The organism is Bacillus sp. V3-13, from assembly GCF_002860165.1.
Lineage (GTDB): Bacteria > Bacillota > Bacilli > Bacillales > Cytobacillaceae > Bacillus_BJ.
In genome coordinates this window covers 30,534-57,252 of sequence record NZ_PGUZ01000042.1, presented here as the reverse complement: position 1 = coordinate 57,252, position 26,719 = coordinate 30,534, and the positions used below count along the sequence as shown (strand labels likewise).

Annotated in this window: 33 protein-coding genes; 25 read left to right on the top strand and 8 right to left on the bottom strand. The window is 45.0% G+C overall.

The genetic code is table 11. From position 1 onward, the window contains the following. The first annotated feature begins 70 nt into the window (after positions 1-70). From CU633_RS15665 to CU633_RS15655, 3 genes are read left to right on the top strand one after another with little or no spacing between them, the layout of a single operon-like run. Positions 71-1,030 carry an MBL fold metallo-hydrolase gene (locus tag CU633_RS15665; protein WP_101661529.1) on the top strand — a complete coding sequence of 320 codons (960 nt, stop codon included), beginning with the start codon at positions 71-73 and terminating at the stop codon, positions 1,028-1,030. 13 nt (positions 1,031-1,043) lie between these two features. Next, positions 1,044-1,841, top strand: a complete 798-nt coding sequence (locus tag CU633_RS15660; RefSeq protein WP_101661528.1) for an SDR family NAD(P)-dependent oxidoreductase — start codon at positions 1,044-1,046, stop codon at positions 1,839-1,841. A gap of 38 nt (positions 1,842-1,879) precedes the next feature. Next, the gene (locus tag CU633_RS15655) at positions 1,880-2,443 is read left to right on the top strand and encodes a maltose acetyltransferase domain-containing protein (RefSeq protein WP_101661527.1); all 564 of its coding nucleotides are present in this window, start codon (positions 1,880-1,882) and stop codon (positions 2,441-2,443) included. 66 nt (positions 2,444-2,509) lie between these two features. Here CU633_RS15655 and CU633_RS15650 read toward each other — a convergent pair whose 3' ends face one another. Then, the gene (locus CU633_RS15650) at positions 2,510-2,692 is read right to left on the bottom strand and encodes a YqzH family protein (protein ID WP_101661526.1); all 183 of its coding nucleotides are present in this window, start codon (positions 2,690-2,692) and stop codon (positions 2,510-2,512) included. A 180-nt stretch (positions 2,693-2,872) separates the two neighbouring features. Between CU633_RS15650 and CU633_RS15645 the strand changes: the two genes are divergently transcribed. Both CU633_RS15645 and CU633_RS15640 read left to right on the top strand, forming a co-directional pair. Then, positions 2,873-4,132, top strand: a complete 1,260-nt coding sequence (locus tag CU633_RS15645) for a Y-family DNA polymerase (protein WP_101661525.1) — start codon at positions 2,873-2,875, stop codon at positions 4,130-4,132. 20 nt (positions 4,133-4,152) lie between these two features. Next, positions 4,153-4,488 (top strand): YolD-like family protein, encoded by a 336-nt coding sequence (locus CU633_RS15640; protein ID WP_101661524.1) that lies wholly within the window; start codon positions 4,153-4,155, stop codon positions 4,486-4,488. Positions 4,489-4,549: 61 nt separating this feature from the next. Here the strand turns inward: CU633_RS15640 and CU633_RS15635 are convergent, their stop codons facing one another. Next, on the bottom strand, positions 4,550-4,768 hold the full coding sequence (locus CU633_RS15635; RefSeq protein WP_101661523.1) for a CDGSH iron-sulfur domain-containing protein: 219 nt from the start codon (positions 4,766-4,768) through the stop codon (positions 4,550-4,552). Positions 4,769-4,898: 130 nt separating this feature from the next. On the opposite strand from CU633_RS15635, the gene CU633_RS15630 reads away from it, so the two are divergent. From CU633_RS15630 to CU633_RS15620, 3 genes are all read left to right on the top strand, one after another. After that, the gene (locus CU633_RS15630) at positions 4,899-5,228 is read left to right on the top strand and encodes an iron-sulfur cluster biosynthesis family protein (protein WP_101661522.1); all 330 of its coding nucleotides are present in this window, start codon (positions 4,899-4,901) and stop codon (positions 5,226-5,228) included. Positions 5,229-5,611: 383 nt separating this feature from the next. Next, entirely contained in the window at positions 5,612-6,712 is a 1,101-nt protein-coding gene (gene proB, locus CU633_RS15625; protein WP_101661521.1) for a glutamate 5-kinase, read from the top strand. 15 nt (positions 6,713-6,727) lie between these two features. After that, positions 6,728-7,975 carry a glutamate-5-semialdehyde dehydrogenase gene (locus tag CU633_RS15620; RefSeq protein WP_101661520.1) on the top strand — a complete coding sequence of 416 codons (1,248 nt, stop codon included), beginning with the start codon at positions 6,728-6,730 and terminating at the stop codon, positions 7,973-7,975. 130 nt (positions 7,976-8,105) lie between these two features. Here CU633_RS15620 and CU633_RS15615 read toward each other — a convergent pair whose 3' ends face one another. Next, positions 8,106-9,047, bottom strand: coding sequence for an alpha/beta hydrolase (locus CU633_RS15615; protein WP_101661519.1), 942 nt, complete (start codon positions 9,045-9,047; stop codon positions 8,106-8,108). A 136-nt stretch (positions 9,048-9,183) separates the two neighbouring features. Further along, positions 9,184-10,089: a hydroxymethylglutaryl-CoA lyase gene (locus tag CU633_RS15610; protein ID WP_101661518.1), complete on the bottom strand. Its 906-nt coding sequence runs from the start codon at positions 10,087-10,089 to the stop codon at positions 9,184-9,186. A 183-nt stretch (positions 10,090-10,272) separates the two neighbouring features. On the opposite strand from CU633_RS15610, the gene CU633_RS15605 reads away from it, so the two are divergent. The 4 genes from CU633_RS15605 (at position 10,273) to CU633_RS15590 (ending at position 13,254) form a co-directional block, all read left to right on the top strand. After that, on the top strand, positions 10,273-11,460 hold the full coding sequence (locus CU633_RS15605; RefSeq protein ID WP_101661625.1) for an acetyl-CoA C-acetyltransferase: 1,188 nt from the start codon (positions 10,273-10,275) through the stop codon (positions 11,458-11,460). Positions 11,461-11,504: 44 nt separating this feature from the next. Further along, on the top strand, positions 11,505-12,194 hold the full coding sequence (locus CU633_RS15600) for a CoA transferase subunit A (protein ID WP_101661517.1): 690 nt from the start codon (positions 11,505-11,507) through the stop codon (positions 12,192-12,194). Between the two features lie 22 nt (positions 12,195-12,216). Next, the gene (locus CU633_RS15595) at positions 12,217-12,885 is read left to right on the top strand and encodes a CoA transferase subunit B (RefSeq protein ID WP_101661516.1); all 669 of its coding nucleotides are present in this window, start codon (positions 12,217-12,219) and stop codon (positions 12,883-12,885) included. Between the two features lie 120 nt (positions 12,886-13,005). Further along, the gene (locus CU633_RS15590; RefSeq protein ID WP_101661515.1) at positions 13,006-13,254 is read left to right on the top strand and encodes a YqkE family protein; all 249 of its coding nucleotides are present in this window, start codon (positions 13,006-13,008) and stop codon (positions 13,252-13,254) included. An 88-nt stretch (positions 13,255-13,342) separates the two neighbouring features. Here CU633_RS15590 and CU633_RS15585 read toward each other — a convergent pair whose 3' ends face one another. Further along, positions 13,343-14,254: an aldo/keto reductase gene (locus tag CU633_RS15585; protein ID WP_101661514.1), complete on the bottom strand. Its 912-nt coding sequence runs from the start codon at positions 14,252-14,254 to the stop codon at positions 13,343-13,345. Between the two features lie 93 nt (positions 14,255-14,347). Further along, a complete protein-coding gene (gene mciZ / locus CU633_RS15580) occupies positions 14,348-14,488 on the bottom strand; it encodes a Z-ring formation inhibitor MciZ (protein ID WP_101661513.1) in 141 nt (46 codons plus the stop codon). Positions 14,489-14,560: 72 nt separating this feature from the next. Between mciZ and CU633_RS15575 the strand changes: the two genes are divergently transcribed. From CU633_RS15575 to CU633_RS15560, 5 genes are all read left to right on the top strand, one after another. Then, the gene (locus tag CU633_RS15575; protein ID WP_101661512.1) at positions 14,561-15,115 is read left to right on the top strand and encodes an NUDIX domain-containing protein; all 555 of its coding nucleotides are present in this window, start codon (positions 14,561-14,563) and stop codon (positions 15,113-15,115) included. Beyond that, the gene (locus CU633_RS15570) at positions 15,112-16,275 is read left to right on the top strand and encodes an endonuclease Q family protein (protein ID WP_101661511.1); all 1,164 of its coding nucleotides are present in this window, start codon (positions 15,112-15,114) and stop codon (positions 16,273-16,275) included. The genes CU633_RS15575 and CU633_RS15570 overlap by 4 nt, the downstream gene beginning before the upstream one ends. Positions 16,276-16,367: 92 nt before the next feature. Further along, positions 16,368-16,538 carry a hypothetical protein gene (locus tag CU633_RS22925; protein WP_180954993.1) on the top strand — a complete coding sequence of 57 codons (171 nt, stop codon included), beginning with the start codon at positions 16,368-16,370 and terminating at the stop codon, positions 16,536-16,538. A gap of 318 nt (positions 16,539-16,856) precedes the next feature. After that, entirely contained in the window at positions 16,857-17,033 is a 177-nt protein-coding gene (locus CU633_RS22920) for a hypothetical protein (RefSeq protein WP_180954992.1), read from the top strand. 216 nt (positions 17,034-17,249) lie between these two features. Then, on the top strand, positions 17,250-17,684 hold the full coding sequence (locus CU633_RS15560; protein ID WP_101661509.1) for a DUF3888 domain-containing protein: 435 nt from the start codon (positions 17,250-17,252) through the stop codon (positions 17,682-17,684). A gap of 345 nt (positions 17,685-18,029) precedes the next feature. On the opposite strand, the gene CU633_RS15555 is transcribed toward CU633_RS15560, so the two are convergent. Further along, entirely contained in the window at positions 18,030-18,593 is a 564-nt protein-coding gene (locus CU633_RS15555) for a GNAT family N-acetyltransferase (RefSeq protein ID WP_101661508.1), read from the bottom strand. A gap of 109 nt (positions 18,594-18,702) precedes the next feature. After that, positions 18,703-18,867, bottom strand: a complete 165-nt coding sequence (locus CU633_RS22915) for a hypothetical protein (RefSeq protein ID WP_180954991.1) — start codon at positions 18,865-18,867, stop codon at positions 18,703-18,705. 242 nt (positions 18,868-19,109) lie between these two features. On the opposite strand from CU633_RS22915, the gene spoIIM reads away from it, so the two are divergent. The 8 genes from spoIIM (at position 19,110) to CU633_RS15515 (ending at position 26,526) form a co-directional block, all read left to right on the top strand. Further along, positions 19,110-19,769 carry a stage II sporulation protein M gene (spoIIM, locus tag CU633_RS15550; RefSeq protein ID WP_101661507.1) on the top strand — a complete coding sequence of 220 codons (660 nt, stop codon included), beginning with the start codon at positions 19,110-19,112 and terminating at the stop codon, positions 19,767-19,769. Positions 19,770-19,865: 96 nt separating this feature from the next. Continuing rightward, positions 19,866-20,342, top strand: coding sequence for a ferric iron uptake transcriptional regulator (gene fur / locus CU633_RS15545; RefSeq protein WP_101661506.1), 477 nt, complete (start codon positions 19,866-19,868; stop codon positions 20,340-20,342). A 125-nt stretch (positions 20,343-20,467) separates the two neighbouring features. Next, on the top strand, positions 20,468-20,695 hold the full coding sequence (locus CU633_RS15540; protein WP_101661624.1) for a YqzK family protein: 228 nt from the start codon (positions 20,468-20,470) through the stop codon (positions 20,693-20,695). Positions 20,696-20,701: 6 nt separating this feature from the next. Further along, complete coding sequence (gene xerD / locus CU633_RS15535) at positions 20,702-21,595, top strand: site-specific tyrosine recombinase XerD (protein WP_101661505.1); 894 nt, start codon at positions 20,702-20,704, stop codon at positions 21,593-21,595. 278 nt (positions 21,596-21,873) lie between these two features. Then, positions 21,874-23,058: a phosphopentomutase gene (gene deoB / locus CU633_RS15530; RefSeq protein WP_101661504.1), complete on the top strand. Its 1,185-nt coding sequence runs from the start codon at positions 21,874-21,876 to the stop codon at positions 23,056-23,058. 15 nt (positions 23,059-23,073) lie between these two features. Further along, positions 23,074-23,901: a purine-nucleoside phosphorylase gene (locus CU633_RS15525; RefSeq protein WP_101661503.1), complete on the top strand. Its 828-nt coding sequence runs from the start codon at positions 23,074-23,076 to the stop codon at positions 23,899-23,901. A 16-nt stretch (positions 23,902-23,917) separates the two neighbouring features. Then, the gene (locus CU633_RS15520) at positions 23,918-25,222 is read left to right on the top strand and encodes a pyrimidine-nucleoside phosphorylase (RefSeq protein WP_101661502.1); all 1,305 of its coding nucleotides are present in this window, start codon (positions 23,918-23,920) and stop codon (positions 25,220-25,222) included. A gap of 131 nt (positions 25,223-25,353) precedes the next feature. After that, positions 25,354-26,526 (top strand): D-alanyl-D-alanine carboxypeptidase family protein, encoded by a 1,173-nt coding sequence (locus tag CU633_RS15515; protein ID WP_101661501.1) that lies wholly within the window; start codon positions 25,354-25,356, stop codon positions 26,524-26,526. Positions 26,527-26,719 lie beyond the last annotated feature (193 nt).

Genomic DNA, 26,719 nt, shown 5'->3' with positions numbered 1-26,719 from the left:
TTTTGTGTTTCGTATATAAAAGAGAAACAGATTTTTATTTGAGTATAATAAGACCTGAGGAGTTTGAAGGATGATTGAATGGAAAAACGGAATTGCCGTGCTTGCGCTGCCTACCCCTTTTGCGGTAGGGGATGTAAACATTTTTTTAATTAAAGGGGACCGGTTGACCCTTGTTGATGTCGGGCCAAAAACAGAAGCGGCCTGGGAAAGCTTCAAAAGCCAGTTGAAGGAGCTAAAGCTGAGTCCGCAAGATATTGAACAAGTGGTTTTGACCCACCACCATCCCGATCATGTCGGATTGCTCGATTTTTTTCCGCCATCACTCGAGGTATACGGCCATCCGTTAAATGAAAGATGGCTGAACCGTACCGAGGCTTTTTTCCAGGAGCATAAAGATTTCTATCACAGGCTTTTTGTTGAGTTTGCGATTCCGGAGAAATTTTTCCCATACATTGAAGCCATGAAAAAGACGTTGAAATTTTCCTGCAATCGTTCCCTGACTGGCACCATAACAGAGGGAGACACGCCGCCGGGCTTGTACGATTGGAAAGTGTTGAACACACCTGGCCATGCGCAAAGCCATATTGCTCTTTGGCGTGAGACAGACGGTGTTGCGATTGGCGGCGATTTGCTGCTGGCAACGATTTCTCCGAATCCGCTGATTGAGCCGCCACTGCCCGGTGAAACGGAACGGCCGACGCCCCAGCTTCAATATAATGCTTCAATTAAAAAATTGCTCAACTACCCGATTGAGTGCCTGTACGCCGGGCACGGTCCCGAGATTAGGAATGTAGCGGAGCTTGTCGAAAAGAGGCTGGCCAGGCAGCATGAGCGGGCGATGCTGGTGAAAAGCTGGCTGGAGGCTGAGCCATTGGCGGTGTTCGAAATATGCCAGCGCCTTTTTCCCGCTGTTTATGAGCGGGAATTGACATTGACCATTTCCGAAACGGTTGCCCAGCTTGACTATTTACGGTCATTGGGTGAGATTGATATGATAAAAGACAACAAAGCCTATCTTTACAGGGCATGATGAGGTGAACGATTTGGCGGCAGATTCGCTGAAGGGAAAAAATATTATTATCACCGGTGCTTCCGGTGGGATTGGAGCTGAGATTGCCCGCCTTTGTGCGGGACGCGGCGCAAACCTTGTCCTGATGGCGCGGAGCCTTGATAAGCTGGAAGCGTTAAAGACGGAACTTCAGGGCCGCTTCGATATTGACGTTTACGTGCATCAGCTTGATGTGTCGAAAACGGATGAGGTCCAGACTGTGTTTGAAAAAGCCCTCGGCCAACTCGGCCGTGTCGATATTTTAGTAAACAATGCCGGCTTCGGCGTTTTTCGCGAAGCGCATGAGGCCACGATTGACGAGATAAAAGGCATGTTTAATGTCAATGTTGTCGGGCTGATGGCGTGTACAAGGATGGTCCTGCCGGTTATGCGGGCGCAAGCGTCCGGCCATATTATCAACATTGCTTCACAGGCAGGGAAAATAGCAACACCGAAATCCAGCGTATATTCGGCTACCAAGCATGCGGTGCTTGGCTATACAAACAGTCTGAGGATGGAAGCAGCCGATTCAAATATTTACGTTACAGCCGTTAATCCAGGGCCGATCGCAACCGATTTTTTTAATATTGCTGACCAAAAAGGTACATATGTAAAAAATATTCGGCGTTTTATGCTTGATCCGAAAGAAGTTGCAGAGAAAATCGTGAATAGAATGCTGACGCCGACCCGTGAGATTAACCTGCCGCGCTGGATGCATGCGGGCAGTGTTGTTTACGCGTTGTTCCCGCGGCTGTTTGAGCGCCTTGGCAAGAGAGCTTTTAACCAGAAATAGCCCTATCGTTTTTCACAACAGCTGTGCGAGGTGATTAAATGAGATCCGAAAAGGAAAAAATGCTGATGGGCGAGTTATACGCCGCGTCCGATCCCGTGCTCGTCAAAGAACGCGAGCACGCCCGGAAGCTTACCCGTCTCTACAACGAGACGTTGGAAACAGAGTATGATAAGAGAACGTCGATCTTGAAGGAATTGTTTGGATCTACGGGGGAAAACCTGTTTGTTGAACCTTTTTTTCGCTGTGATTACGGCTATAACATCCACGTCGGCGAAAATTTTTATGCCAATTTTGATTGCGTCATATTGGATGTGTGCGAGGTGCGCATCGGCGAAAATTGTTTTATGGCGCCCGGCGTCCATATTTACACGGCAACCCATCCACTCGATCCATACGAGCGCATCGCCGGGACTGAATACGGAAAGCCTGTTACAATTGGCAACAATGTTTGGATTGGCGGCCGGGCAGTCATTGCTCCCGGAGTAACAATCGGCGATAACGCCGTTATTGCAGCCGGAGCTGTTGTGGTAAAAGATGTGCCGGAAAACACGGTGGCAGGCGGCAATCCCGCTAAAATAATCAAGGCGATCGATGTAAAATAATCTGGCTGATGCATTGCGCATCGGCTTTTTTTAGTTACTCGTTTATGCCGTTTTGGCATGCGAAATTTAACCGGTCAAATACTCATAAACGACATCATTCACAATATCATGCAGATCTGCATCTGTTTCCTTTTGTTGCTCGATGATTTTGCCATAAAGATGATCATAATCCTCTTCGCTCAGCGGCAGCTCATGCTGGTATTGCCGCAAGCAATTTTGAAGCAGTTTAAAAATGAATTTTTTATCCATGTCGTTACACCTCGAATTGATTATAACGCTTTTCCAAAAAAGAATCAGGCTGGCACGAAAGTCGATTTCAAGAAATTCGTCGTAAAATTTCCATTGAATAAGAACGTCTATTCGCTTAATATAATGGGTACAATGAAACGGAACAAACGTTCTGAAATTAAAGAAAATGGAGGAGCGTTCATGGTCAATTACAACGAGATGCCGCACAAACAAATTTTATGCATTGACATCAAAAGCTTTTATGCAAGCTGTTCTGCTGTCATGCAGGGCCTTGATCCGCTTAATTGTTATTTGGCGGTTGTCAGCCATATGGAAAACCCCGGCAGCATCGTTCTCGCTGCCTCACCGCTTTTAAAAAAGGAGTTCGGTGTAAAAACGGGCTCGCGGCTGTTTGAAATTCCAAATGATCCGTGCATTATTCTGGTCGAGCCCCGGATGGCTGCATATATGCGGATTTCCACCGAAATTACCCGCGTATTTCACCGCTATGTTCCGCAGGAAGCAATTCATACGTACAGTGTCGATGAAAGCTTTATCCAGGTAGATGGAGTGACCAACATCTTTGGCGATGCAAAGACGATTGCCAAAAAAATAAGAGATGATATTGAACGGCAATTTCAGCTTACATGTACGATTGGCATTGGCCCGAATATGCTGATGGCAAAGCTTTGTTTGGATCTTGAAGCGAAAACGGAAGGAATTGCTGAATGGACGTATCATGACGTACCGGAAAAGCTCTGGAGCGTTTCCCCATTAAGGAAAATGTGGGGAATCGGCAGACGGATGGAGAAAAATCTTAATGGGATGGGGATCTTTACGGTCGGGCAACTGGCCCGCTATGATTTGAAAAAGCTTGAACAGAGGTTTGGCATTATCGGAAACCAGCTTTATTATCATGCCTGGGGAATCGATTTTTCCGATATTGGCGCCCCGGTTATGGAAGGGCAGCTCAGCTATGGCAAAAGCCAGATTTTGCTCCGTGATTATAAAGAGGAGCATGAGATTAAAAGCGTCATATTGGAAATGTGCGAGGAGGTCGCAAAAAGAGCACGCGATGAAAAAAAGGCCGGGAGAACGGTCAGCTTCGGTGTCAGCTACAGCGAGGATGAATTTGGCGGCGGCTTTTACCGCTCGAGGACGATGAAGGAGCCGACAAATGTGACGATGCAACTTTACCGGGTCTGCCTCGAGCTTTTCCAGGAACATTATGAAGGGAAAACAGTCCGGCAAATTTCGATCTCACTTGGGAATATCGTTGATGACCATCATCTGCAGCTCAGTTTGTTTAACGCTGACAAAGGAAAAAAGCGTGATTTGGGCTATGTTGTTGACAGAATTCGCAACCGTTACGGTCCGGTGGCACTGCTGCGGGCTGTTTCGTATACGGCTGGCGGGACAGCAAGGCAACGCGCACAGCTTGTCGGCGGCCATAAAGGATAGAGAGACAGGGGGAAAAGATGATGATTCGAGACCGTGGAAAAATAAAATGGACGTCGATGATGCTTCCTGAGCACGTAAAGCTGCTGCATGAATGGGCAGAGGAAGAGACATATGAGAAAAAGGCCGAGCCCGATGAACAGCAGCTTGAGCTGATGAATGAAACGATTGCCGAAGCGATGGAATTTCGGAAGACGGTTACGATTACGCATTATCGGGGCCGCCGTCATGAGCTCGTGATTGGGACGATTCATTATTGGGATGAAATGGCGCGGAAACTGCATGTGGTTGACCGTTTTGACCAAGTGTACCGCCTGCCGCTTGCCGACATTGTCGATGTTCAATTTACGGATGATTGAGCAGCCGGGAAGGTTTGCCAGAGGGAAAAGGCGGCTTCCTGAAAGAGAAGCCGCCCCCAACTTATTCGTTATCACCCGGCACTTTTTCTGCCCGTACGCTTGAAGCGAACTTCCCTTTATGGCTGCCGTCACAGAAAGGCTTGTTTTCAGACAGCCCGCAACGGCATAATGAGAAGATCGGCTTTGTTGGAAACTTATTTCCTTCCATATCAACCAGCTCAACGTCACCGGTGACCCGGAGAGAGCCGTTGTCCATCACCTTGATTTGTACTTTTTCCATGATCCCACTCCTTTGCCAATTTATCTTTAATAATAACGGGAAAACAGAGGAAAGCAAGCATAAGCCGGCAAAACAAATTAATCAAAGATATGTGCTACAATAAGAGTACGCACAGAGAGGGGAGCTTATGATGGAAATCACCATAACAGAAGCAGCAGCGGACAAAATTGCTGAAAAGACAGCGGACAAACCGGGTTATTTAAAGCTGAAGTATGATACAAAAGGAACCGGCTGCGTCATGAACGGCGTAACTGCTCTCTGGCTCGTAAACGAGCTTGATGAAGATGATCAGGAAATTGCAACAAACAGCGGCAGCCTGTATGTTGAGAAATCAAAGGCCGTTTTTTTGGATGAGCAAATGAAAATCGATTTTTCCGACGCGTCCAATTGCTTTCAATTAAAAAGTCCGGGCCAGATTTTAAATGGAAGAATGAGCTTTGTTGACAAAACAGGAAGCTAGAAAATTGCAGGCTGTCTCTTGACAATTGCCCTTTTCCTTGTCATAATTTTTTTAAAAAATCAGTGAACGTTAACGGAAGATTAGTATGCGTGTCTTGAAGTGACAGAGAGCGAAATTTATAAGCTGGAAGATTTCGCCACGGGAAGCCGCAGAACCTGCCTCCTCAGTCCTCTGCTAAAACAGAGGCGTGTCCTTGCGTTAAAAGGCAGAGTGGGATGTGTGTTTGACATGTCCAATAAAGGTGGTACCACGGAAGCAAGCCCTTTCGTCCTTGTAGACAGGATGAATGGGCTTTTTTATGTTCGAGTGTGGCAGCTTGTTACAGGATCCAGCACCCCTCAATCCTTCATAGACAAGAATAATGATTTAGGAGAAGGCCGTAAATGAAAAAGAAACGTATTGTGGTTAAAATTGGAAGCAGCTCTTTGACAAATGAAAAAGGTGAAATTGATCAAGAAAAATTAGTTGATCATATAAACGCAGTAGCGTCTCTGCGAAAAGAAGGACATGAAGTGTTATTAGTGTCATCCGGAGCTGTTGCGGCCGGTTTTGTGAAGCTGGGCTATTCATCCAGGCCAATTACTTTAAAAGGAAAGCAAGCCGCCGCAGCCGTCGGCCAAAGTCTTCTCATCAAATCCTATATTGAAAAATTTACGGAATTAAATATGATCCCTGCGCAAATTCTTCTGACAAGAAATGACTTTTCAAATCGGGAGCGCTATCAAAACGCTTATGCAACAATAATGGAACTTTTGGAGCGAAGGATCATACCGATTATTAACGAAAATGACACTGTGTCCGTAGAGGAATTAACTTTTGGTGATAACGATATGCTTTCGGCTCTCGTTAGCGGTCTTGTTCATGCCGACCAGCTCATCATTTTGACAGACATTAATGGGCTATATGACGCTGATCCAAGAGTGAACCCATCCGCCAGGAAAATGGATTGTCTTGAGAACATTACGGACGAAATGCTGGCGGCTGCGCAAGCGAGTGGGTCAAAAGTGGGCACAGGCGGAATGAAGTCGAAGCTGATTGCCGCCAAAACGGCCCTTTCCCTTGGTGTTCCCGTCTTTATTGGCAAGGGAACAGGAACTGAAAAACTGCTCGAAATTCTCGAAGGCAATGGAGATGGCACGTATATTCGCAACCGGGCCCTCGGATCGATCAATACCAGGCGACAATGGATTGCCTATCACTCGGAAGTCGCCGGGCGGATCTTTATCGATAAAGGGGCGGAGGAAGCCATCATTTTTAACGGTGGAAGCTTATTGCCAGCCGGGGTTTTTGAAGTGAAAGGACGATTTCAAAAAGGGGATGTCGTTGAGGTATTCGGAATCAATGGTTTATTGGGGAAAGGGGAAGTCACTTATTCTTCAGATGATCTGCAACAATTAATCGGAAAACGCGGTGAAGAAAGAAAAAAGGAACCGATGAAGTCATCTTTGGAAGTGATTCATCGTAACAAATGGGTTAGAGCATAGACTGGAGGGGTTACCGTGAACGAGGTAAAGAAAAAAGGCCGGGCAGCTAAATTAGCAAGCTATTCATTAGCAGGAATCTCAACCAATGAAAAGAATGAAGCATTGCGGATGATTGCCGGCCAATTATTAAAGGATCAGGCGGAAATTCTCGCGAAAAATCAAAAGGATTTACAGGAAGGCAAACAAAAAGGGCTTTCAGATGCCATCCTTGATCGAATTATGCTCAATGAAAAACGCATTCATGATATGGCTCATGCAATCAGACAATTAATTTCACTTCACGATCCGATCGGAGAAACGCTCGAAACGATACAAAAAGAAAACGGCCTTTTAATTAAAAAAAACCGGGTTCCACTCGGCGTGATCGGCATGATTTATGAAGCCAGGCCGAATGTGACGATCGATGCGGCAACACTATGCTTAAAGACGGGGAATGCGGTGATTTTAAGAGGAAGTTCCTCAGCAAAATTTTCAAACATGGCTCTTGTTCAATCGATCCATCGGGCCCTGGAAAATAGCGTCATTCCACTTGATGCGGTCCAACTGATCGAAGATACAAGCAGGGAAACAGCGCAAGCGCTTTTTCACCTGGATGAATATTTGGATGTATTGATCCCAAGAGGTGGAAAAGATCTAATTGAAACCGTCAAACGGGAGGCCACTGTTCCAATTTTGGAAACCGGCGCCGGCAATTGCCATATTTTTATTGATGACAGTGCTGAAGAGGACATGGCCGAACGCATCGTTTTAAATGCAAAAACCCAGCGCCCGTCGGTTTGCAATGCCATTGAAACCATATTAATACATGAAAAATGGTTTGATCATCATGGAGAAAAGTTGCTCGGGGTGCTTCATGAAAATGGAGTTGAAATTTACGGAGATGAAACCATTTGCCATGCGTTCCCGGCGGCAAAAACGGCAACAGAAGAGGATTGGCATACTGAATATCTGGCTTTATCGGTGAGCATTAAGGTCGTGAAAAACGTTGATGAAGCGATCGAGCATATAAACAAATATGGATCACAGCACTCGGAAGCCATTGTTACCAATAACGGACTGAATGCCTCCATCTTCTTGAACAAGGTCGATGCGGCAGCAGTCTACCACAATGCGTCAACCCGTTTTACAGACGGATTCGAATTCGGGTATGGTGCAGAAATCGGAATCAGCACCCAAAAGCTTCATGCAAGAGGCCCAATGGGATTAAACGCGCTAACATCAAGCAAATTTTTCATTTATGGAACGGGACAGATTCGCAAGTAACAGCAAAACCTATGGCCTGCAGCTTATGCGGAAAAATCCGGGTAGATGCCAACACCCCGCCAGGCAGCAGCGGGGTGTTAACACATTTTTTTAATCTCTAAAAGCTGCCCGCGGGCGGCTTTTCTCATTTTCATGATGAAACAGGACTGCCTTGTTCCGCCTGCCGCAAATGAACATGATCTTCAAGAAATTCATCGATGGCTTTTTCATATTCCTCGGCGTTTTCATTGAGTGACTGTGCATGACGGCCGTTGACAGCTAAAAACAGCTTTTTCGGCCCTTTTTTCTGTTCAAACAAAGCTTCGGTCATGGTAGGCAGGATGAAATCATCCTTTGCGCTGTGAATAAATAAAACCGGCTTTTTAATATTTTCGATGACGGAAATAGGGGAGACATCGCGGATCGAGTATTTGTCCCGGAACCGTAAAAACAGGTCGGCTACAGGCAAAAGCAGCTTTGGCGGCAGTTTCATTTCCGCCTTTAACTGGTAGGCAAGCTGCTCTTTAAAGTCGGAAAAAGGACAGTCGGCGATATAAAAATCCGCTCCATCCTCAAGCATGCCTGCGTATAAAAGCATCGTTGCCGCACCCATCGACTCTCCATGGATTCCAAGCAGAAGATCCGGTCCTTGTTCTTTTCTCAGCCAGTCGACGACTGCTTTCAAATCGTATTTTTCATAATGGCCATAGCTTGTTGTCTTGCCGCCTGATTCACCGTGGCGGCGATGATCATAAATAACTGCGTTAAATCCGCGTTTCAAAAACAGGTTCATATATTTAATTGAATTCGTTTTATTCTCGGTTACGCCATGGCAGATAATGATATAGCGGTTCGTCTCATAAGGCTCCACTAAAACCGTCTTCAAGGAATAGCCAAAAGGGGAATCGACCGTTGCTTCCCGTTTCGGCAGCTGCTCGAATTCCAACGGGTTGAAGCGGCCGGCTTCTTTTTCACGATTTAAAATAAAATCGTCATCCTTCTTTTTCATGTACATCAGCCGGTTCGTAAAATATACTCCGAGAGAAGACAGAAGCACTAAAAAGGATAACAAAAAACGGAACAACCTTCTCAAAAGACTATCCCCTTCACAATGTTTTTCTTCTTTATTTTATCATCAGCCGGGAATTTAAAACAAAAAAAGTCTTGTGAGACAAAAAAGACAAAACCGGATGCCGGTCTTGTCTCGTTTATACATGTTCAGAACCTTTTTAAACCGTTTGGGCATTCAACCGGTAATAGGAGCTCTCAATTGGGCGGGATAGGTGGGGGCGGACAACATCGATCGCTTTAACCAAATCTGCTAACTGGACTCCTGTGTCGATGCCCATTCGTTCAAGCATGTAGACAACATCTTCGGTTGCTGCATTTCCGGCGGCTCCGGGCGCAAACGGGCAGCCGCCCAATCCGCCGGCCGACGTATCAAACCGGTCAATGCCGGCCTGCAATGCGGCATAAATGTTGGTTAGCGCCATTTTGCGTGTGTCATGAAAATGGGCTGTTAAAAGAACATCCGGCAGTTCATTTTTCAGTGTCGAGAACAGCGAAAATGATTCATGGGGAGCTGCCATTCCAATCGTGTCGGCAACACTGAGTTCATCGGCGCCTGCCAGCGCAAATTGCCGGCAGAGATTGACGGTGTCTTCTTCGGCAATTTTTCCTTCGTAAGGACAATAAAAAGCGGTTGAAATGCAAGCGCGTACAAAGAATTCATCGGCTTTGAGCTGCTGGATGATCGGGGTTAATTCAGCCATGCTGTCCGCGGTTGTTTTGTTAATATTTTTTTGGTTAAACGTGTTGCTGACCCCAACAAACACGGCCACTGCACGGCAGTTCGCCATTCGCGCCCGTTCCACGCCTTTAGCGTTTGGGGTGAGAACAATATTTCGTTTCCCGCCCTCAAGACAGTTCGCTGCAATTTCAGCAGCATCGCCCATTTGCGGCACCCATTTTGGAGATACAAAAGAGGTAATTTCCATTTCTTTGATGCCTGCTTGTTTTAAAGCAGATATGAATTGTTTTTTTATTTCGGTTGGTACAAATGATTTTTCGTTCTGGAGCCCATCCCTCGGACCGACCTCAATGATCGTTACTTTTTCAGGTAAAAGAAGTGCCATGTTTTTCCCTCCCGGATTGTCTCACGGTCAAAGCTGCATTGAATCATATCCAAATCTCTTTTTAATTGTAAGGTGATTATTTTTTAAAAAGCAAGAATTATAGAAATTTTGACAAAATAAAAGGAATTTTTTTGTTTCACTCGAAATATAAAAGAGTGAATACCGATGGAAAGGACGATAAAAATGGCAAAAACTGAAGCAGTAATTGTAAGCGCTGTCAGAACCGCGATTGGCAGCTTTAATGGCAGCCTCAAGGATGTATCGGCTCCAGAGCTTGGTGCGGTTGCGATCAAGGATGCGCTTGAGAAAGCAGGCGTCAGCCCCGGCCAGGTAGATGAGGTGATTATGGGGAATGTCCTTCAGGCCGGCCTTGGCCAAAATCCGGCAAGGCAGTCGGCTTTGAAAGCCGGTCTTCCTGAAACTGTGTCGGCGCTGACAATCAATAAAGTGTGCGGTTCAGGGTTGAAAGCTGTCCATCTTGCCGCGCAGGCGATTATCGCAGGTGATGCTGAAATGATCGTTGCTGGCGGAATGGAAAATATGAGCCAGGCTCCATACTTGCTAAAGAATGCGCGGGACGGGTTCAAGATGGGTGACCAGAAGCTGATCGACAGCATGATTGCCGATGGCTTATGGTGCGCCTTCAACGACTACCATATGGGCGTAACCGCCGAAAACCTTTGTGCGCAATTTGGACTCTCGCGCGCGGAGCAGGATGAGTTTGCCGCGTGGAGCCAGGAGAAAGCCGCGAAAGCAATCGGGGCCGGCAAGTTTAAGGATGAAATCGTCCCGGTTGAAATTCCGCAGCGAAAAGGCGATCCAATTGTTTTTGATACCGATGAATATCCAAAAAAGGGCACGACAGTCGAGAAGCTTGCCGGCCTTCGCCCTGCTTTTAAAAAGGACGGCAGTGTCACGGCAGGAAACGCATCGGGTATTAATGACGGCGCAGCGGCTCTCGTTGTGATGAGCCGGAGCAAAGCGGAGGAACTTGGATTGACGCCGCTTGTTGTCCTAAAAGGGAATGCAAGCGCCGGGGTTGACCCAAGCATCATGGGCATTGGACCCGTTTCTGCCGTCAAAAAAGCGCTTGAGAAAGCGGCTGTTTCGATGGAAGAGCTTGAGCTGATTGAAGCGAATGAAGCTTTTGCCGCCCAGTCACTTGCGGTTGGCCGGGAGCTGCGCTTTAACAGGGATATTTTAAATGTAAATGGCGGGGCGATTGCACTGGGACACCCGATTGGGGCAAGCGGAGCGAGAATCCTTGTTACGCTTATTCACGAAATGAAACGCCGCAATGCCAGAATGGGTCTGGCCACCCTTTGTATCGGCGGGGGACAGGGTGTCGCATCCGTAGTTGAATTGGTATAGGATACTTGTGAATAAGGCGTTTTCAAACGAAAGGAGCGCAAACGATGAAAAAAATATCTGCATCCTTCGAGGAAGCGGTCGCTGATATTTATGATGGAGCAACATTGATGGTAGGCGGTTTCGGGTTATGCGGAATCCCTGAAAACCTGATCCTTGCCCTCGTTGATAAAGGCGTCAAGGACTTAACGGTTATTTCGAATAATTGCGGTGTCGATGATTGGGGTCTTGGGCTGCTTTTGCAAAATAAACAGATTAAAAAAATGATAGGATCGTATGTCGGTGAAAATAAAGAGTTTGAAAGACAAGTATTGTCCGGGGAAATCGAGGTCGAGCTGATTCCGCAAGGGACACTGGCGGAGAAAATCCGCGCGGGCGGCGCCGGCATCCCCGCTTTTTACACGCCAGCCGGGGTCGGTACGCCGATTGCGGATGGAAAGGAAACAAGAGTTTTTAACGGAAAGGAATATTTATTGGAAGAATCATTGACGGCAGACTTCAGCCTTGTCCGCGCCGCGAAAGGCGACCGGATGGGAAATCTCGTGTACGAAAAAACCGCCCGGAATTTTAACCCGATGATTGCGGCGGCAGGCAAAGTAACGATTGCGGAAGTTGAATCATTAGTTGATATCGGTGAACTCGATCCGAATACGATTCATACGCCAAGCGTGTACGTGCAAACATTAATTGAAGGGAAGCAGGAAAAGCGAATCGAGAGGCTGACTGTAAAAAAATAAAACCGCTGAAAGGAGAGGTTTCATGAGCAACGATAAAGCGGCTGTTCGCGAAAAGATTGCAAGAAGAGCAGAGAAAGAGATTAAAGACGGCTTTTACGTCAACCTTGGAATCGGAATGCCAACTTTGGTGGCGAATTATATTTCTGATCAGAAACAAGTCGTCCTTCAATCAGAAAATGGCTTGCTCGGAATCGGCCCTTATCCGGCCGAGAGTGAGGTGGACCCCGACTTAATTAATGCCGGAAAAGAAACGGTAACGGCGATACCGGGAGCCGCCTATTTTGACAGTGCCGAATCCTTTGCGATGATCCGCGGCGGCCATATCAACATTGCGATTCTTGGCGGAATGGAAGTATCCGAAAATGGTGATCTCGCCAACTGGATGATTCCCGGAAAAATGATCAAAGGGATGGGCGGAGCAATGGATCTTGTCCATGGCGCGCAAAAGATCATCGTCATTATGGACCATGCGAACAAAAACGGGGAGGCGAAAATATTGAAGCAGTGCAGTCTGCCGCTCACAGGCAAGGGAGTCGTCGACCGGATCATTACCGATAGAGCTGTTATCGATGTCACCGCGTCCGGTTTGAAGCTGATCGAAGTTGCAAAAGGGTTTACAATTGAGGATGTCACAAGTAGCACAGAGCCTAAGTTAATCATCGATGATACAGTGAAAATGGAAGCATTTTAATATAGGCCACGCCGGCAGCTCTTGCTCCGGCGTTTACTATCGTTTGCAGAAAGCCAACTTCTATTTAACTTTCTTTTAAGATGATATAATACAGCTAACATTGTCAAGCGAGGGATTCGAATGAGAAAGAAATCAGTGAAACAGGCATCAAGACAAAAAGAAGATAAAGCTGTCACATTGGGGGATATGCTTAATCAAGATTTAATGGAAAAGCTGAAAGAAAAGCAAAAAGAGTTAAAATCAGAAGAAATAAGAAAGCAGGAAGAAGAAGCGGAACGAAAGCGGGAAGAAAGAAGATTAAAAGAGAAAAATAAATCGTTTGCAGAGCTCCTGCAGGAGAGCGATTTAGATTGGAAAAAGTATAAATGACCGCACTGCCGCAAAGACTTTGTAAATTCCCAGTAATGGGTAATACCACCGACTGGAAAAAATGTCCAGCCTTCAAGGCTGGACTTTCTTAATATTGAGTGGCTTTTGTAAGGCTCCGGATTAAAGATATTTCTTCCTCTGTTAGCGGACTGCTGTTGATCGCTTTGACATTTTCCCTGACTTGCTGTACCGAGCTTGCGCCGGCGACGATCGAAGCAACCGCTGGAAAGCTGAGATTATAATGAAAAGCTATTTCAGCAAGAGACCGGTTTTTGGCGAGCTTCTCCTTAAGCGCAGGCAAGACCTGTGTAAGTTCGTGATAGCTGTAATCCAGATAACCGTCTTTTTTAACAGAAGCGGACGCTTTTTCAAGCATCCGGTCACTTAAAAGCCCTTTTGCGAGAGATCCCCGTGTCACAACGCTGATTTGCTGTTCCGCCAATAATGGCAGTGCTTCTTCTTCCGGCCTGCGATCAAGCATGCTGAGCTGCATCATGACTGAAACGATCCTTGATTTCTCTGCATATGTGCGAATCACAGCGGGACGAATCGAGGAGATCCCGTAATAACGAATATATCCTTCTTGCATTAATTCCTCAAAGGCCTCTATCGTTTCATCAATCGGGTCCTCCATCGTACCGCCGTGCAGCTGGTATAAGTCAATGTAATCCGTGCCGAGTCGTTTCAAACTGAGCTTAACCGCTTCTTTTATATAAGCTTTTGAAGGATCCCAGCTCCACCCGTCTTTCGCTTTGTTCCAGCGATTGCCTGCTTTTGTAGCAATAATCACTTGTTCGCGAACATTTTTTAAAGAGTTGCCGACAATTTGTTCATTCTCACCAAAATCATATAAATCGGCGGTATCAAAATAGTTGATGCCTTGTTCAAGGGCTGCTTCAATAATATCTCTTGCCCGCGTTTCATCGGTGCCAAGCGACATGCAGCCCAGCCCGATTTCGCTCACGAATAAATCCGATTTGCCGATTTGCCTTTTTTTCAATGTGCTTCACCTCATCAATCTGTCATTTTTAAAGTATTAGTCCTTGTTTGATATTATTGTAGGAAATAAACAGACGAAGCACAAACAAACTGTCTACAATTTTTCTTTTTTCGGAAGGCTTGTAACCCATTCTTCGAGAAACGCAAATTGCCTCCTGTATTCCTGCAGCTTTCTTCTTATTTCCCACGCTTTTCCGACAAGGACAATTCCTTTTTCGTGTACATATACCTTCATCCCTACTCCTCCAATTAAAGTATGTTAAAATGTATGAGCAAAAGCTAATGGATTAGAACAGGAGTGGTTATATTGGCCCGTCTTGAAGAAAAAACGCTGAAAACTGAACACATATTTTCCGGGAAAGTAATCAGTCTGCAGGTCGACGATGTCGAGCTGCCGAACGGAAAAACATCGAAACGCGAACTTATCAAACATCCCGGAGCCGTCGCGGTGATCGCGCTTACCGATGAAAATAAGCTTGTGATGGTTGAACAATACCGGAAAGCGCTCGAAAGAACGATCGTCGAAATCCCGGCCGGAAAGCTCGAAAGAGGAGAAGATCCGGCAGCCTCGGCCCGCAGGGAATTGGAAGAAGAAACAGGATATGAATGCAAAGAGCTTGATTGGCTCATTTCATTTTATACTTCTCCCGGCTTTGCGGATGAGCTTATCCATTTATATATTGCAAGAGGGCTGTCGCTCAAAGAAAATCCAGCCGGCCTTGACGAGGACGAGTTTGTCAATCTTGTTGAACTGACACTTGCTGAAGCGGTCGAATATATAAACGACAAGAAAATATTTGATGCAAAAACGGTGTATGCTGTTCAGTATTTGCAGCTTCAAGAGGCTTTGAAATCTAGATGAACAAATATTACGCTGATTTGCACATCCATATCGGCAGAACAAAATCAGGCAAAGCCGTCAAAATTACTGGAGCCAAAACATTGACATTCAGCAACATCATCGAGCATGCCCGGGATCAAAAAGGGCTTGATATGATCGGCATTATTGATTGCCATTCCCCGGAAGTAATCGCGGAAATCGGGGAGCTTCTCGCTCTTGGACAGCTGGAAGAGCACCGCGATGGCGGTCTCCTCTACGGGGGCCTTTCGGTCATTCCCGGTTCCGAATTGGAGATTTATGATCATAACTGCAAAGGGCCGATCCATGTTCTTTGCTTCTTTCCCACTCTTGAAGCGATCAAGGAGTTTTCCGGGTGGCTGTGGGGCTATTTGAAAAACATCAACTTAAGCTCGCAAAGAATCTATGCCGACGGCAGAAGCCTCCAGAAACAAGTGAAAAGCCTTGGCGGTTTGTTTATTCCCGCCCATGTTTTTACCCCGTTTAAAAGCTTGTACGGAAAAGGAGTAGCTACGTCACTCACAGAAGTATTTGACCCGGATTTAATCGATGGGGTCGAACTGGGATTAAGCGCAGATTCCCATATGGCCGACCAGCTTGGCGAGCTGCATAACTATGCATTTGTCACTAATTCAGACGCTCATTCACTCGGAAAAATTGCCCGGGAGTATCAAATTATCGAAATGAAGGAACCATCGTTTCGGGAACTCGAGAAAGCGTTAAAAGGAAAAGAAAAGCGGAGAATTGCCGCCAATTATGGCTTGGATCCGCTGCTTGGCAAGTACCACCAGACCGTTTGCGCAAACTGTTTTGCTCATTTTCAGGAAGACGATCAGCAATGCCGCACTTGCGGGCATACTAAGTTTATTAAAGGTGTTGCAGACCGGATCGGTGAGCTTGCGACGGCAGCCTCAGGACCTGACAAGCGCCCGCCATATATTCATCAAGTTCCATTGGAATTTATCCCCGGACTTGGATCCAAAATATTGAGGAGGCTCCTGGATCACTTTGGAACCGAAATGGCCGTTCTTCATGAGGTCCCGTTTGAAGCGTTAAAAGAAGTGGTCCCAGAGAAAACGGCTGCGCTGATTTTGCAGGCGCGGAACGGCGAACTGCGCTTCCAGGCAGGGGGCGGGGGGAAATATGGAAAAGTATCGGAGTAAAAAAACCGGCTTAAGCAGTGAACTGCACTCCTTAACGTATGAAAATCAATAGAATGAACTTTTGAAAAAAACAGTCAGATTTGAATTTAAGAATGAAATTTAAAGATGATATTGAGAAGCAAAACTTAAAATCTGAGAGGGTTGAGGAAGCAGGTTTGAAGGAAAAGGAAGGTGTTACAGTTGTAATAAACATGCCTACGGCTTCTGAAAAAGGGAACGGTAAGCATGTTAAAAATCAAAGGCCAGTCGATAGAAGTATCTGAAGCTGATCTATAAGCTGACCAAAAAATCTCCAGCCATGACATTAGTGGGCTGGAGATTGTATTTTTATGTCGTATAAGTAGTATGGCACTATCTATAAGTACGAAATATAGTAATTATCATCTTAATTAGTATTTATATATAAATTTCAACTTGTGGCTGGAAAGCTACCAGAAGCCCCTGCGTCTATCCTCTTATAATTCTTAAATAGCATGTTAGTATTTATACTACGTTGAGTGCATGCCCTAAAGATATCACCACTAAAGACCTGTTACATTATTTAAAGTTATATGGTATCATTTTACAAAGGAGGCTTGAAGATGACTTTTAAAAAAGGGTTTCTTTGGGGATATTTGGTGTTTGTTCTTGCTATGGTAATGGTGTATTTTACAGTCCCACGTGAATATGTTTTTTACGCCTTTGTTACGTTGCCGATCCTATTTGCGATATATCAATCTTTTTTAATTTTAAAAATAAAAAAGGCACGTAAAGGTTAGAATAAAAACCTCTCCTATAAAGCTAAAGGGTTCCGTTTTGGGAGGGAAAATTGTTTTTCTCCTTTAAAAAACAACCAAATAGCATCAAATTAGCTTGTAAATTACATTACCAAACAGCATCGGAATTAGCAGATGCTGTTTTTTTGCGAATGATTGGTAATTATCAAAATTGTTATTAGGGGGAATCTAAAAAAAAAGCAATTTGGAGGTACTTCGATGAAAAGATTCCTTTCGGTATTGGTATTAGTAATCGCTTTTACGGCGGGGCTGGGTTTCAGATGTGAAGCAGAAACTCACTATACTCCTCCAGTGAAATCAAGAGAAGAATTGTATCAAGATATTTTCATATCATTACTTAGCCCCGAAATAGATAAAGCCATAAATGAATACTATAAAAATGTTTTAACATCACTACCTATGGTTTACCCATACGATGTCTATATTGAGAAAGCGGAACGAATAGGGGAGTATCGAAGTTTTGAATTTACAGTCATAATAAAAGTTCGTCCTGTTGTAGGACCTCATATTGACGTTGGACTAGACAGATTAACTTTTTATATAGGTGGTAGTGGAAATGTGAAACTCAGAAAATTTGAACACATAAAGGACTTTGAATTGCCTGAACATTGGAAACACATATTAAAACACTAAAGAGGAGGAAAATCTCCTCTTTAGTCACGTTGTATTTGTTGGAGTGATTATCTTAAATATAAAATATCTTCAATTTTAAATTCCTTCTTTGTAATACCTAATCGTTGAGCAGAAGTTTGTTTTTGACCATCTAGACCTCTGATTGTTTCACAATAATTGTAAAACGTTCGAGGAATCGTTAAAGCATATTGGGCATCACTTATTTCCATAATAAATAGTCGATAAACCTTGATTTAACAATAAAAAATACAGACCAAATCGCTATGCGAAATGGTCTGCTAAATGAATTACTATTAATGTTTTCTCTCCCTAAATGGAACCCCTTACTATAAAGCAAGCCGGTTCTTATTTGCGGAGTTTTGCATAAATGCACGTATCTCTTAATTGCTTTCCGTCGGTACTCAATTCGTCTTTTTCCAAGATGGCTTCGAGAGTAAATCCGAGGCGCTCGGGAATTTTTCGACTGTCGATATTAAGTGAATCACAACAGATTTCAATCCGGTTCGCCTGCAAATGGTCAAACGCAAATGCGACTAACGCACTGGCTGCTTCCGTCATATATCCATTCTTTGCGTGGCGGCTGTCGCACCAATAACCGATTTCTAATCTTCCGGCTTCCCAGTTGATCCGGTGCAAACCGGTTGATCCAATAAAACGGTCATCTTCGCGCCTGTAAATGTGAAGGCGGATATCCTCGCGCAAAATAAACCTGGCATAGGATCTGCGGACTTCTTCCTCCGTTTCGTCTTCTGTTTGCGGATTGACGGCGAACGGCAGCCATTTTTTGAGCTGCTCTCTTGATGACTGAATAGATTCATGGACCGCCCGGCCGTCTCCCGGAAGACAAGGCCTGAGATACAGGCGCTCTGTTTCAATTCGGTCAGGAAAGTCGATTAAGATTGGCTTCAAGCGCTCTACCCCTGTCATTGTTAATTCCTGTAATTATAAGAAATTACCATCAATGATTCAAGAGTTTTTTATCAAAAATTAGCAAAAAAAAATCCCGAATGTCTTCGAGCTAATGTTCGCTTACAAAACGTTCGGGATTCTCTAAAAGTTTATTTAATATGTTGATTTCCTTATTGATTTGCTCTTTTAATTTTTCGTCCTCACATCTTTTGTAATCAAGGGTCAGCCTGTACCACTCCCGCGCAAACAACAATTTTTCCTCACAGCTAAGCATGTTCCCTGCCTCCATATCCTGAATGTTTCAGAAAAAAGCTTTTTTTATTAAAATTCTAAGGCTATCCGTTGTTGTCATGCGGACAATGCTTGTTCTTATTATTAAAAGATATGAAAAAATATACGTTTTTATACATTTCGAAAATCTCGTAAACTCTCATTTTCAACTCTTTTTCCAAAAACAAAGTCATAGATAAAAGAGACAAGCATACAATTTACTAACTGAGTCTAGGAGGAAGGGCAATGAAGCACCGAACGTACCAGAACAATGTAGCCAGTCATTTTCGTGAGCACTCCTCAATCTATTTATTTGTGATTGTCTTGTTTTTAATGGGGGTTATTTTTGGGGCTGTCGTCGTCAACAGCCTCAGCTTCACACAAAAAGAAGATTTATATTATTATCTATTCCAATTTTTTGGCCAGATTGCTGATGGCAAGGTGGCTGAAGAGAAAGAGATGTTCATGCAGAGCTTTCTCCATAACAGTAAATTTATCGGGCTGATGTGGGTTCTCGGCATCTCGATCATCGGGCTTCCAATTATACTGATTCTTTTGTTTATCAAAGGGATGGTCGTCGGCTTTACAGTCGGTTTTCTTGTTAACCAGATGGGATGGGATGGCTTTCTTCTCTCATTTGTTTCAATCTTGCCGCAAAATTTAGTTATTATACCGCTATTCATCGTGACGGCCACTTCAGCCGTAGCGTTCTCATTAAAAATGATCCGCAGGCAATTCTTGAAAAAGATCAGCCAGCCGATCATGCCGATGCTTGGCCGCTATTTATTGACATTGATATTGGTGATTGTATTTGTCGGAGCAGCAGCAGCAATCGAGGCCTTTTTATCCCCGGTATTCATGAAGTCAGTCATCCAAACTGTACAATCTATAATCATTATTAAATGATAAAAATTATTCGATCTTATTAATAATGATTTTAGTTTGAATCTTTTCCTTCATCTGTTATAATGAGATTTGACAGTGCGAGGGAGGAACTACGGTATGGAAAACAGAATCGAGAGGATAAAGAAACAGCTTCATTCCTCAAGCTATAAACTAACACCTCAACGGGAAGCGACTGTTCGCGTTTTACTGGAGCATGAAGAGGATCATTTAAGCGCGGAAGATGTATACCTCCTCGTTAAAGAAAAATCGCCAGAAATCGGGCTGGCTACTGTATATCGAACTTTGGAACTGCTGACTGAATTGAAAATAGTCGATAAAATCAATTTTGGCGACGGGGTATCCCGCTACGATTTACGCCAGGAGGGCGCTGCCCACTTCCATCATCACCTTGTCTGCATCGAATGCGGGGCAGTTGATGAAATTCAAGATGATCTCCTTGAAGATGTAGAAGCCATCGTCGAGAGAGACTGGAATTTTAAAATTAAAGATCACCGCCTCACATTTCATGGCATTTGCTATCGCTGCCAGGATAAAGAAGAAAAAGAGAGCGAACAAGAAGATACTGATTTTTGAACCTTTTCTCAAATGGGAAAGGTTTTTTTAATTGGTCATTTAGCCAACTTCTCCGTCATTCAGGTATAAATCTTGTCCAAAATGGCATATCTTTTAGTAAAAATGTATTTTGGAGGACAAGAATGATGAGGGCCTGGATTAAGCTCGGGTTACAAACATTGAAGGTATTCATCCTGTTCACGGGATGCACAATTTTCTTTTACTATGGTATCATATGGTTAAATGAAGAATATGAAAACTACCATCGGTATGATGAACCGGAAGGAGCTGCAATTAAAGTTTCCGCTGCGGAAAGCAAAGAAGGGTTCTCGTGGCTGGACCGGTTAAAACTGTTTTATTTAAATGGGGAGTAGTGACCTATGGAAGACAGACTGAAGGATTTTATCCATTTTTTAATTGTAGAAAAAGGGTTGGCTAAAAACACGATTATTTCCTATGAGCGCGATTTGAAAAGCTACCTGAAATATTTAGGGAAAATTGAAGCAGTAAATGACCTTAATCTCGTTCAGCGATTGCAGATCGTCCACTTTCTCGGCCATTTAAAAGAACAGGGCAAGTCTTCAAAAACGCTGGCCCGGCATATCGCGTCAGTCCGGGCTTTTCACCAGTTCCTGCTGCGTGAAAAGGCAGTTGACCAGGATCCAACCGTACATATTGAGTCACCGCAATTGGAAAGGTCTCTTCCGAAAGTTCTCAGCCTTGCAGAAGTGGAAACACTTTTGGAAGCACCGAAAACTGACACCCATTACGGGCTGCGTGATAAAGCGATGCTTGAATTGCTTTATGCGACCGGCATTCGCGTCAGCGAGCTGATTGGTTTAAATTTGGGCGATGCCCATTTGACGATGGGATTTGTCCGCTGCATCGGCAAGGGAAACAAGGAACGGATTATTCCGCTCGGGAGAACAGCCGCCGCCGCGCTTGAAGAATATTTAAATAACGGCAGATCCCGGTTTCTATCAAAAAAACATAGAGATGATTCTTTATTTTTAAACCACCATGGCCGGCGCCTGACTCGCCAGGGCTTTTGGAAAATCCTGAAACGCCTGACGAAGGAGGCTGGCATTGAAAAAGAACTGACGCCGCATACTCTCAGGCACTCATTTGCTACGCATCTATTAGAAAACGGGGCTGACTTGCGGGCCGTTCAGGAAATGCTTGGCCACGCGGATATTTCGACAACACAAATATATACGCATGTGACAAAAACACGCCTGAAAGACGTATACAGCCAATTCCATCCCCGGGCTTGATAGATTCATAGAAATGTCAAAAAACCGCTCAAAAAGGCGGTTTTTTTGGCTGTCTTTTTCAGTGTGCTTTTAGTACAATAAAGATGTCAGACTTCCGACCAATAGAACCAATAGAAATGGGTTAAGCCCTCGCAAAAAGGGTAACATATTTTAGAAACTGCTTTTTTTGCACAGAGATGACCTGTGCAAAAAACCTGCAAATCTCTTATACGGTCAGCGGGGCTGTTAGGGTAATGAATAATGTAACCGTCTACAAGTGTTGAAGGAGGAATATAGAAGTGAGTGAGTTTACATACAAAAGAATTTTTCTGATCGTGATGGATTCAGTTGGAATTGGCGAAGCGCCGGATGCCGAAAAATTTGGCGATAAAGGCGCCGATACGCTCGGGCATATCGCCGAAAAAATGAACGGACTTAACATGCCTCACATGGGAAGGCTCGGCCTTAGCAATATAAAGGAAATAAACGGAATTGCCAGAGCGGAAAAACCATTGGCTTTTTATACAAAAATGAAGGAGGCATCGAACGGTAAAGACACGATGACAGGACACTGGGAAATTATGGGCCTCAATATTGCGACGCCGTTTAAAGTTTTCCCGGAGGGTTTTCCGCCGGAATTGATTTCCGAGCTGGAAGCGCGTACCGGCCGGAAAGTGATCGGAAACAAGCCGGCAAGCGGTACGGAAATTATTGCCGAGCTTGGTGAGGAGCATATGGAAACGGGAGCGCTGATCGTCTATACTTCTGCAGACTCCGTATTGCAAATCGCAGCGCATGAGGAGATTATCCCGATCGAGGAACAGTACCGAATCTGCGAGATAGCCCGCGAGCTGACGCTTGATGAGCGGTACATGGTCGGACGTGTGATTGCCCGCCCGTTCCTTGGAGAGCCCGGCAATTTTAAACGAACAGCCAACCGCCATGATTACGCCTTAAAGCCATTCGACAGAACGGTGATGAACGATTTAAAAGACGGCGGATTTGACGTGATCGCAATCGGCAAGATTTCCGATATTTACGATGGGGAAGGGGTAACGAAGTCGCTTAGGACCGTTTCGAATATGGACGGGATGGATAAGCTACTGCAAACATTTGATATTGATTTTACCGGCTTAAGCTTTGTAAATCTTGTTGATTTTGATGCTTTATACGGACATCGCCGCGATCCCCTCGGCTACGGCCAGGCCCTTGAGGACTATGATGCCCGCCTCCCCGAAGTGTTTTCGAAAATGAAAGAGGACGACCTGCTGATCATCACAGCTGATCACGGAAACGATCCCGTCCATCCGGGCACCGATCATACGCGTGAATATGTGCCGTTGTTGGTGTACTCAAAACGGTTTTCTGCAGGCAAGGAACTGCCGGTCCGCGAGACGTTTGCTGATGTCGGGGCAACGATTGCCGATAATTTTCATGTGGCATTGCCGAAGCACGGTAAAAGCTTCTTAAGCGAGATCAAATAATCGGAGGAAATGAAGATGAACTACGACAAAATCGAAAATTCGGCCGCTTTTTTGAAAAATGCTTATCCAAAAGCGCCGCGGGTTGGCCTCATACTCGGGTCGGGACTTGGAGTTCTCGGTGATGAAATTGAAAACCCGACAAAAATTGCTTACGAAAAAATTCCCGGCTTCCCTGTATCTACAGTTGAGGGGCATGCCGGACAACTCGTGTTCGGCACCATCCACGGGGTCGAAGTTGTCGCCATGCAAGGCCGATTTCATTATTACGAAGGCTACAGCCTGGAACAAGTGACATTCCCGGTTCGCGTTATGAAGGAACTCGGCGTTGAAATATTGATTGTTACAAACGCAGCCGGCGGTGTAAACACAAGCTTTTCACCGGGTGATTTAATGCTCATCACTGACCATATTAACAATATGGGTGTCAATCCTCTTATCGGCCCGAACGATTCGCGCCTCGGTGTGCGATTCCTGGATATGAGCGAAGCCTATTCCCGGGAACTGCGCGCACTTGCGAAAGAAACTGCTGAAAGGCTCGGCATCAATGTAAAAGAAGGAATATACACTGGAAATACCGGTCCTGCATACGAAACCCCGGCCGAAGTTCGAATGATCAGAACGCTTGGCGGTGATGCGGTCGGAATGTCAACAGTTCCTGAAGTGATCGTCGCCCGCCATGCCGGCATGAAAGTCCTCGGTATTTCCTGCATCTCCAACATGGCAGCCGGGATTTTAGATCAGCCGCTGACGCACAGCGAAGTGATTGAAACGACGGAAAAAGTGAAAGCCGATTTTCTTTTGTACGTAAAAGAGATTGTCAAACGCATTGGCGGAAAATCCTAAAAAGCGGTGATGAAAAATGAGAATGGTTGACCTAATTGAAAAAAAACGCGACGGACTCGAGCTCACGCAGGAAGAAATTCAATTTATCATTAAGGGCTACACAGAAGGGGCTATTCCCGATTACCAAATGAGTGCGCTGACAATGGCAATCTTTTTTAGGGGGATGTCTGAAAAAGAACGCGCCGATTTAACGATGGCAATGGCCCAGTCCGGGGATCAAATCGACCTTTCAGAGATAGAAGGAATCAAGGTCGATAAGCATTCGACCGGAGGCGTAGGCGATACAACAACGCTTGTGCTCGGTCCCCTTGTTGCTGCGGCGGGAGTGCCGGTTGCAAAAATGTCAGGACGGGGGCTCGGCCACACAGGCGGTACAATTGACAAACTCGAAGCAGTTGCCGGTTTCCATGTCGAAATTGATAAAGCCGGGTTCATCGAGCTGGTCAACAAAAATAAAGTTGCGATAATCGGCCAGAGCGGCAATTTAACACCAGCCGATAAAAAACTGTATGCATTAAGGGATGTGACCGCAACGGTCAACAGCATTCCGCTCATTGCAAGCTCAATCATGAGCAAAAAAATAGCCGCGGGCGCAGACGCGATCGTCCTTGATGTTAAAACAGGCGCGGGTGCGTTTATGAAAACGCTCGAAGAGTCGAGAGAGCTGGCAAAAGCAATGGTTGGAATCGGAAACAAGGTCGGCAGAAATACAATGGCTGTTATTTCTGATATGAGCCAGCCGCTCGGTTTTGCGATCGGGAATGCCCTCGAAGTAAAGGAAGCGATCGATACGCTGCGCGGAGAGGGACCTGAAGATTTAACCGAGCTTTGTTTAACGCTTGGAAGCCATATGGTAGTCCTTGCCGGGAAAGCAAATTCGCTCAGAGAAGCAAGGGAGCTGCTGGAGAACATTATCCGTGAAGGTGCTGCGATAGAGAAGATGAAAGTTTTTTTGAGCGCACAGGGCGGGGATGCTTCGGTAGTAGACAACCCTGCAAAATTGCCGCAGGCAAAATACACGTTTGAATTAGAAGCAAGTGAAGATGGCTACGTTTCTGAAATTGTCGCAGATGCAGTCGGAACCGCTGCGATGCTGCTCGGTGCAGGAAGGGCAACCAAGGAATCGGAAATTGATCTGTCCGTCGGGCTCGTGCTTCGAAAAAAAATTGGCGATGCGGTCAAAAAAGGCGAGTCGCTCGTAACCCTTTACAGCAACTTTGAAGATGTCGCGGACGTAAAGGAAAAGCTTTATGAAAATATCCGCATTTCCCCACAAAAAGTAGAACCACCAACGCTTATCCACGAGGAAATAACAGAATAGGAAAGATCTTAATCCCGCCACGATGCATATCCGGCGGGATTTATTGTTTTCTCGAAAAAACGAAGGCAATATCTGTATAAAAGTCCGAGGGTTGGAAAAAATGGAACATATAAAGAATGGAGGTCTATGCAATGAAACGTGTTGGCTCTATCATGCTTATAACATTTCTTTTTACTTGCTTTGCAGTACCGATTGTAAATGCTGAAGAGAAAAGACAGACTGAAATAGTAGAAAATGTAAAATCAGCGATATTGATCGAACGGGATACAGGAACCGTTTTATTTGAGAAAAACAGCCATGAAAAACTCCCGCCGGCAAGCATGACGAAGATTATGACGATGCTGTTAATTATGGAGGCTCTCGATCAAGGGAAGTTGAAGTGGGATGAAAAAATCCGTACAAGTGAGTACGCTGCATCGATGGGCGGTTCACAAATTTTTCTTGAAGCTGGCGAAGAAATGACGACTGAGGAAATGCTGAAAGGAATTGCGATCGGTTCCGGCAACGATGCGTCGGTTGCCATGGCTGAACGGATTTCCGGGTCGGAGGAAGCATTTGTTGAGTTGATGAACAAAAGAGCGAAGGAGCTTGGACTTAAAAATACAAAGTTTCAAAACACGACAGGTCTTCCTGAAGAGGACCATTACAGTACAGCTCATGACATGTCAATTATCGCAAAGGAACTTTTAAAATACGAGGAGATTACGAAATACACCGGTAGTTACGAGGACTATCTCCGTGAAAATACGGACAAAAAATTCTGGCTCGTCAATACAAACAAGCTTGTCCGTTTTTATCCCGGAGTAGATGGGCTGAAAACAGGATTTACGCGTGACGCAAAATATTGCCTAACAGCTACGGCAGAAAAGAATGGCATGCGGGTGATCGCCGTTGTTTTTGGTGCGCCAACGTCGAAAGAGCGCAATGCCCAGGTTACAAAAATGCTTGATTATGCTTTCAGCCAGTATGAGACACATCCAATGTATGAAAGAAACGATTCGCTTGTGCATGCGAAAATCAGCAAAGGCGAAAAGAAAAAAGTAGAGGCTCTAACAAGCGAGCCAATCTCGTTGCTGACAAAAAAAGGGGAAAATATTGAAAATGTCAAGAAGCAGATTTCCATTCACTCCAATTTACGCGCACCGATCACAAAAGGAGATCAAATTGGGACTTTAAAGCTCGTAAAGGATGGAACCACGATTGTGGAGAGCCCGCTTGTTGCAAAAGAGTCCGTTAAAGAAGCGGGCTGGTGGACTCTTTATAAACGGGCATTCGGCATGTTTACGAAAGCGGGAGAAAAGTAATGTCGAAAGACTGAAACGCGAATTATTTTTAGCGAATCTTCACTAGTTTTGTCTTTAAGAAGGAAAACGAACAAACAGGAGCGAATTTGACTCACTATAAAGGTATACTGCCATTAGCAGGGAGCGATCCTTGGCTAACGCAAGTCAAAACCGATCGGCTATTCCAGTACTGCCGCCATTGACAGCTTTTCGG

Excerpts from the sequence above, each read along its gene's own strand:
- CU633_RS15665 (WP_101661529.1), top strand. The coding sequence starts at position 71 with ATGATTGAATGGAAAAACGGAATTGCCGTGCTTGCGCTGCCTACCCCT.
- CU633_RS15655 (WP_101661527.1), top strand. The coding sequence starts at position 1,880 with ATGAGATCCGAAAAGGAAAAAATGCTGATGGGCGAGTTATACGCCGCG.
- CU633_RS15650 (WP_101661526.1), bottom strand. The coding sequence starts at position 2,692 with ATGGATAAAAAATTCATTTTTAAACTGCTTCAAAATTGCTTGCGGCAA.
- CU633_RS15645 (WP_101661525.1), top strand. The coding sequence starts at position 2,873 with ATGGTCAATTACAACGAGATGCCGCACAAACAAATTTTATGCATTGAC.
- CU633_RS15640 (WP_101661524.1), top strand. The coding sequence starts at position 4,153 with ATGATTCGAGACCGTGGAAAAATAAAATGGACGTCGATGATGCTTCCT.
- CU633_RS15635 (WP_101661523.1), bottom strand. The coding sequence starts at position 4,768 with ATGGAAAAAGTACAAATCAAGGTGATGGACAACGGCTCTCTCCGGGTC.
- CU633_RS15630 (WP_101661522.1), top strand. The coding sequence starts at position 4,899 with ATGGAAATCACCATAACAGAAGCAGCAGCGGACAAAATTGCTGAAAAG.
- proB (WP_101661521.1), top strand. The coding sequence starts at position 5,612 with ATGAAAAAGAAACGTATTGTGGTTAAAATTGGAAGCAGCTCTTTGACA.
- CU633_RS15610 (WP_101661518.1), bottom strand. The coding sequence starts at position 10,089 with ATGGCACTTCTTTTACCTGAAAAAGTAACGATCATTGAGGTCGGTCCG.
- CU633_RS15605 (WP_101661625.1), top strand. The coding sequence starts at position 10,273 with ATGGCAAAAACTGAAGCAGTAATTGTAAGCGCTGTCAGAACCGCGATT.
- CU633_RS15600 (WP_101661517.1), top strand. The coding sequence starts at position 11,505 with ATGAAAAAAATATCTGCATCCTTCGAGGAAGCGGTCGCTGATATTTAT.
- CU633_RS15595 (WP_101661516.1), top strand. The coding sequence starts at position 12,217 with ATGAGCAACGATAAAGCGGCTGTTCGCGAAAAGATTGCAAGAAGAGCA.
- CU633_RS15590 (WP_101661515.1), top strand. The coding sequence starts at position 13,006 with ATGAGAAAGAAATCAGTGAAACAGGCATCAAGACAAAAAGAAGATAAA.
- mciZ (WP_101661513.1), bottom strand. The coding sequence starts at position 14,488 with ATGAAGGTATATGTACACGAAAAAGGAATTGTCCTTGTCGGAAAAGCG.
- CU633_RS15570 (WP_101661511.1), top strand. The coding sequence starts at position 15,112 with ATGAACAAATATTACGCTGATTTGCACATCCATATCGGCAGAACAAAA.
- CU633_RS22925 (WP_180954993.1), top strand. The coding sequence starts at position 16,368 with ATGAAATTTAAAGATGATATTGAGAAGCAAAACTTAAAATCTGAGAGG.
- CU633_RS22920 (WP_180954992.1), top strand. The coding sequence starts at position 16,857 with ATGACTTTTAAAAAAGGGTTTCTTTGGGGATATTTGGTGTTTGTTCTT.
- CU633_RS15560 (WP_101661509.1), top strand. The coding sequence starts at position 17,250 with ATGAAAAGATTCCTTTCGGTATTGGTATTAGTAATCGCTTTTACGGCG.
- CU633_RS22915 (WP_180954991.1), bottom strand. The coding sequence starts at position 18,867 with ATGCTTAGCTGTGAGGAAAAATTGTTGTTTGCGCGGGAGTGGTACAGG.
- spoIIM (WP_101661507.1), top strand. The coding sequence starts at position 19,110 with ATGAAGCACCGAACGTACCAGAACAATGTAGCCAGTCATTTTCGTGAG.
- fur (WP_101661506.1), top strand. The coding sequence starts at position 19,866 with ATGGAAAACAGAATCGAGAGGATAAAGAAACAGCTTCATTCCTCAAGC.
- CU633_RS15540 (WP_101661624.1), top strand. The coding sequence starts at position 20,468 with ATGAGGGCCTGGATTAAGCTCGGGTTACAAACATTGAAGGTATTCATC.
- xerD (WP_101661505.1), top strand. The coding sequence starts at position 20,702 with ATGGAAGACAGACTGAAGGATTTTATCCATTTTTTAATTGTAGAAAAA.
- CU633_RS15525 (WP_101661503.1), top strand. The coding sequence starts at position 23,074 with ATGAACTACGACAAAATCGAAAATTCGGCCGCTTTTTTGAAAAATGCT.
- CU633_RS15520 (WP_101661502.1), top strand. The coding sequence starts at position 23,918 with ATGAGAATGGTTGACCTAATTGAAAAAAAACGCGACGGACTCGAGCTC.
- CU633_RS15515 (WP_101661501.1), top strand. The coding sequence starts at position 25,354 with ATGAAACGTGTTGGCTCTATCATGCTTATAACATTTCTTTTTACTTGC.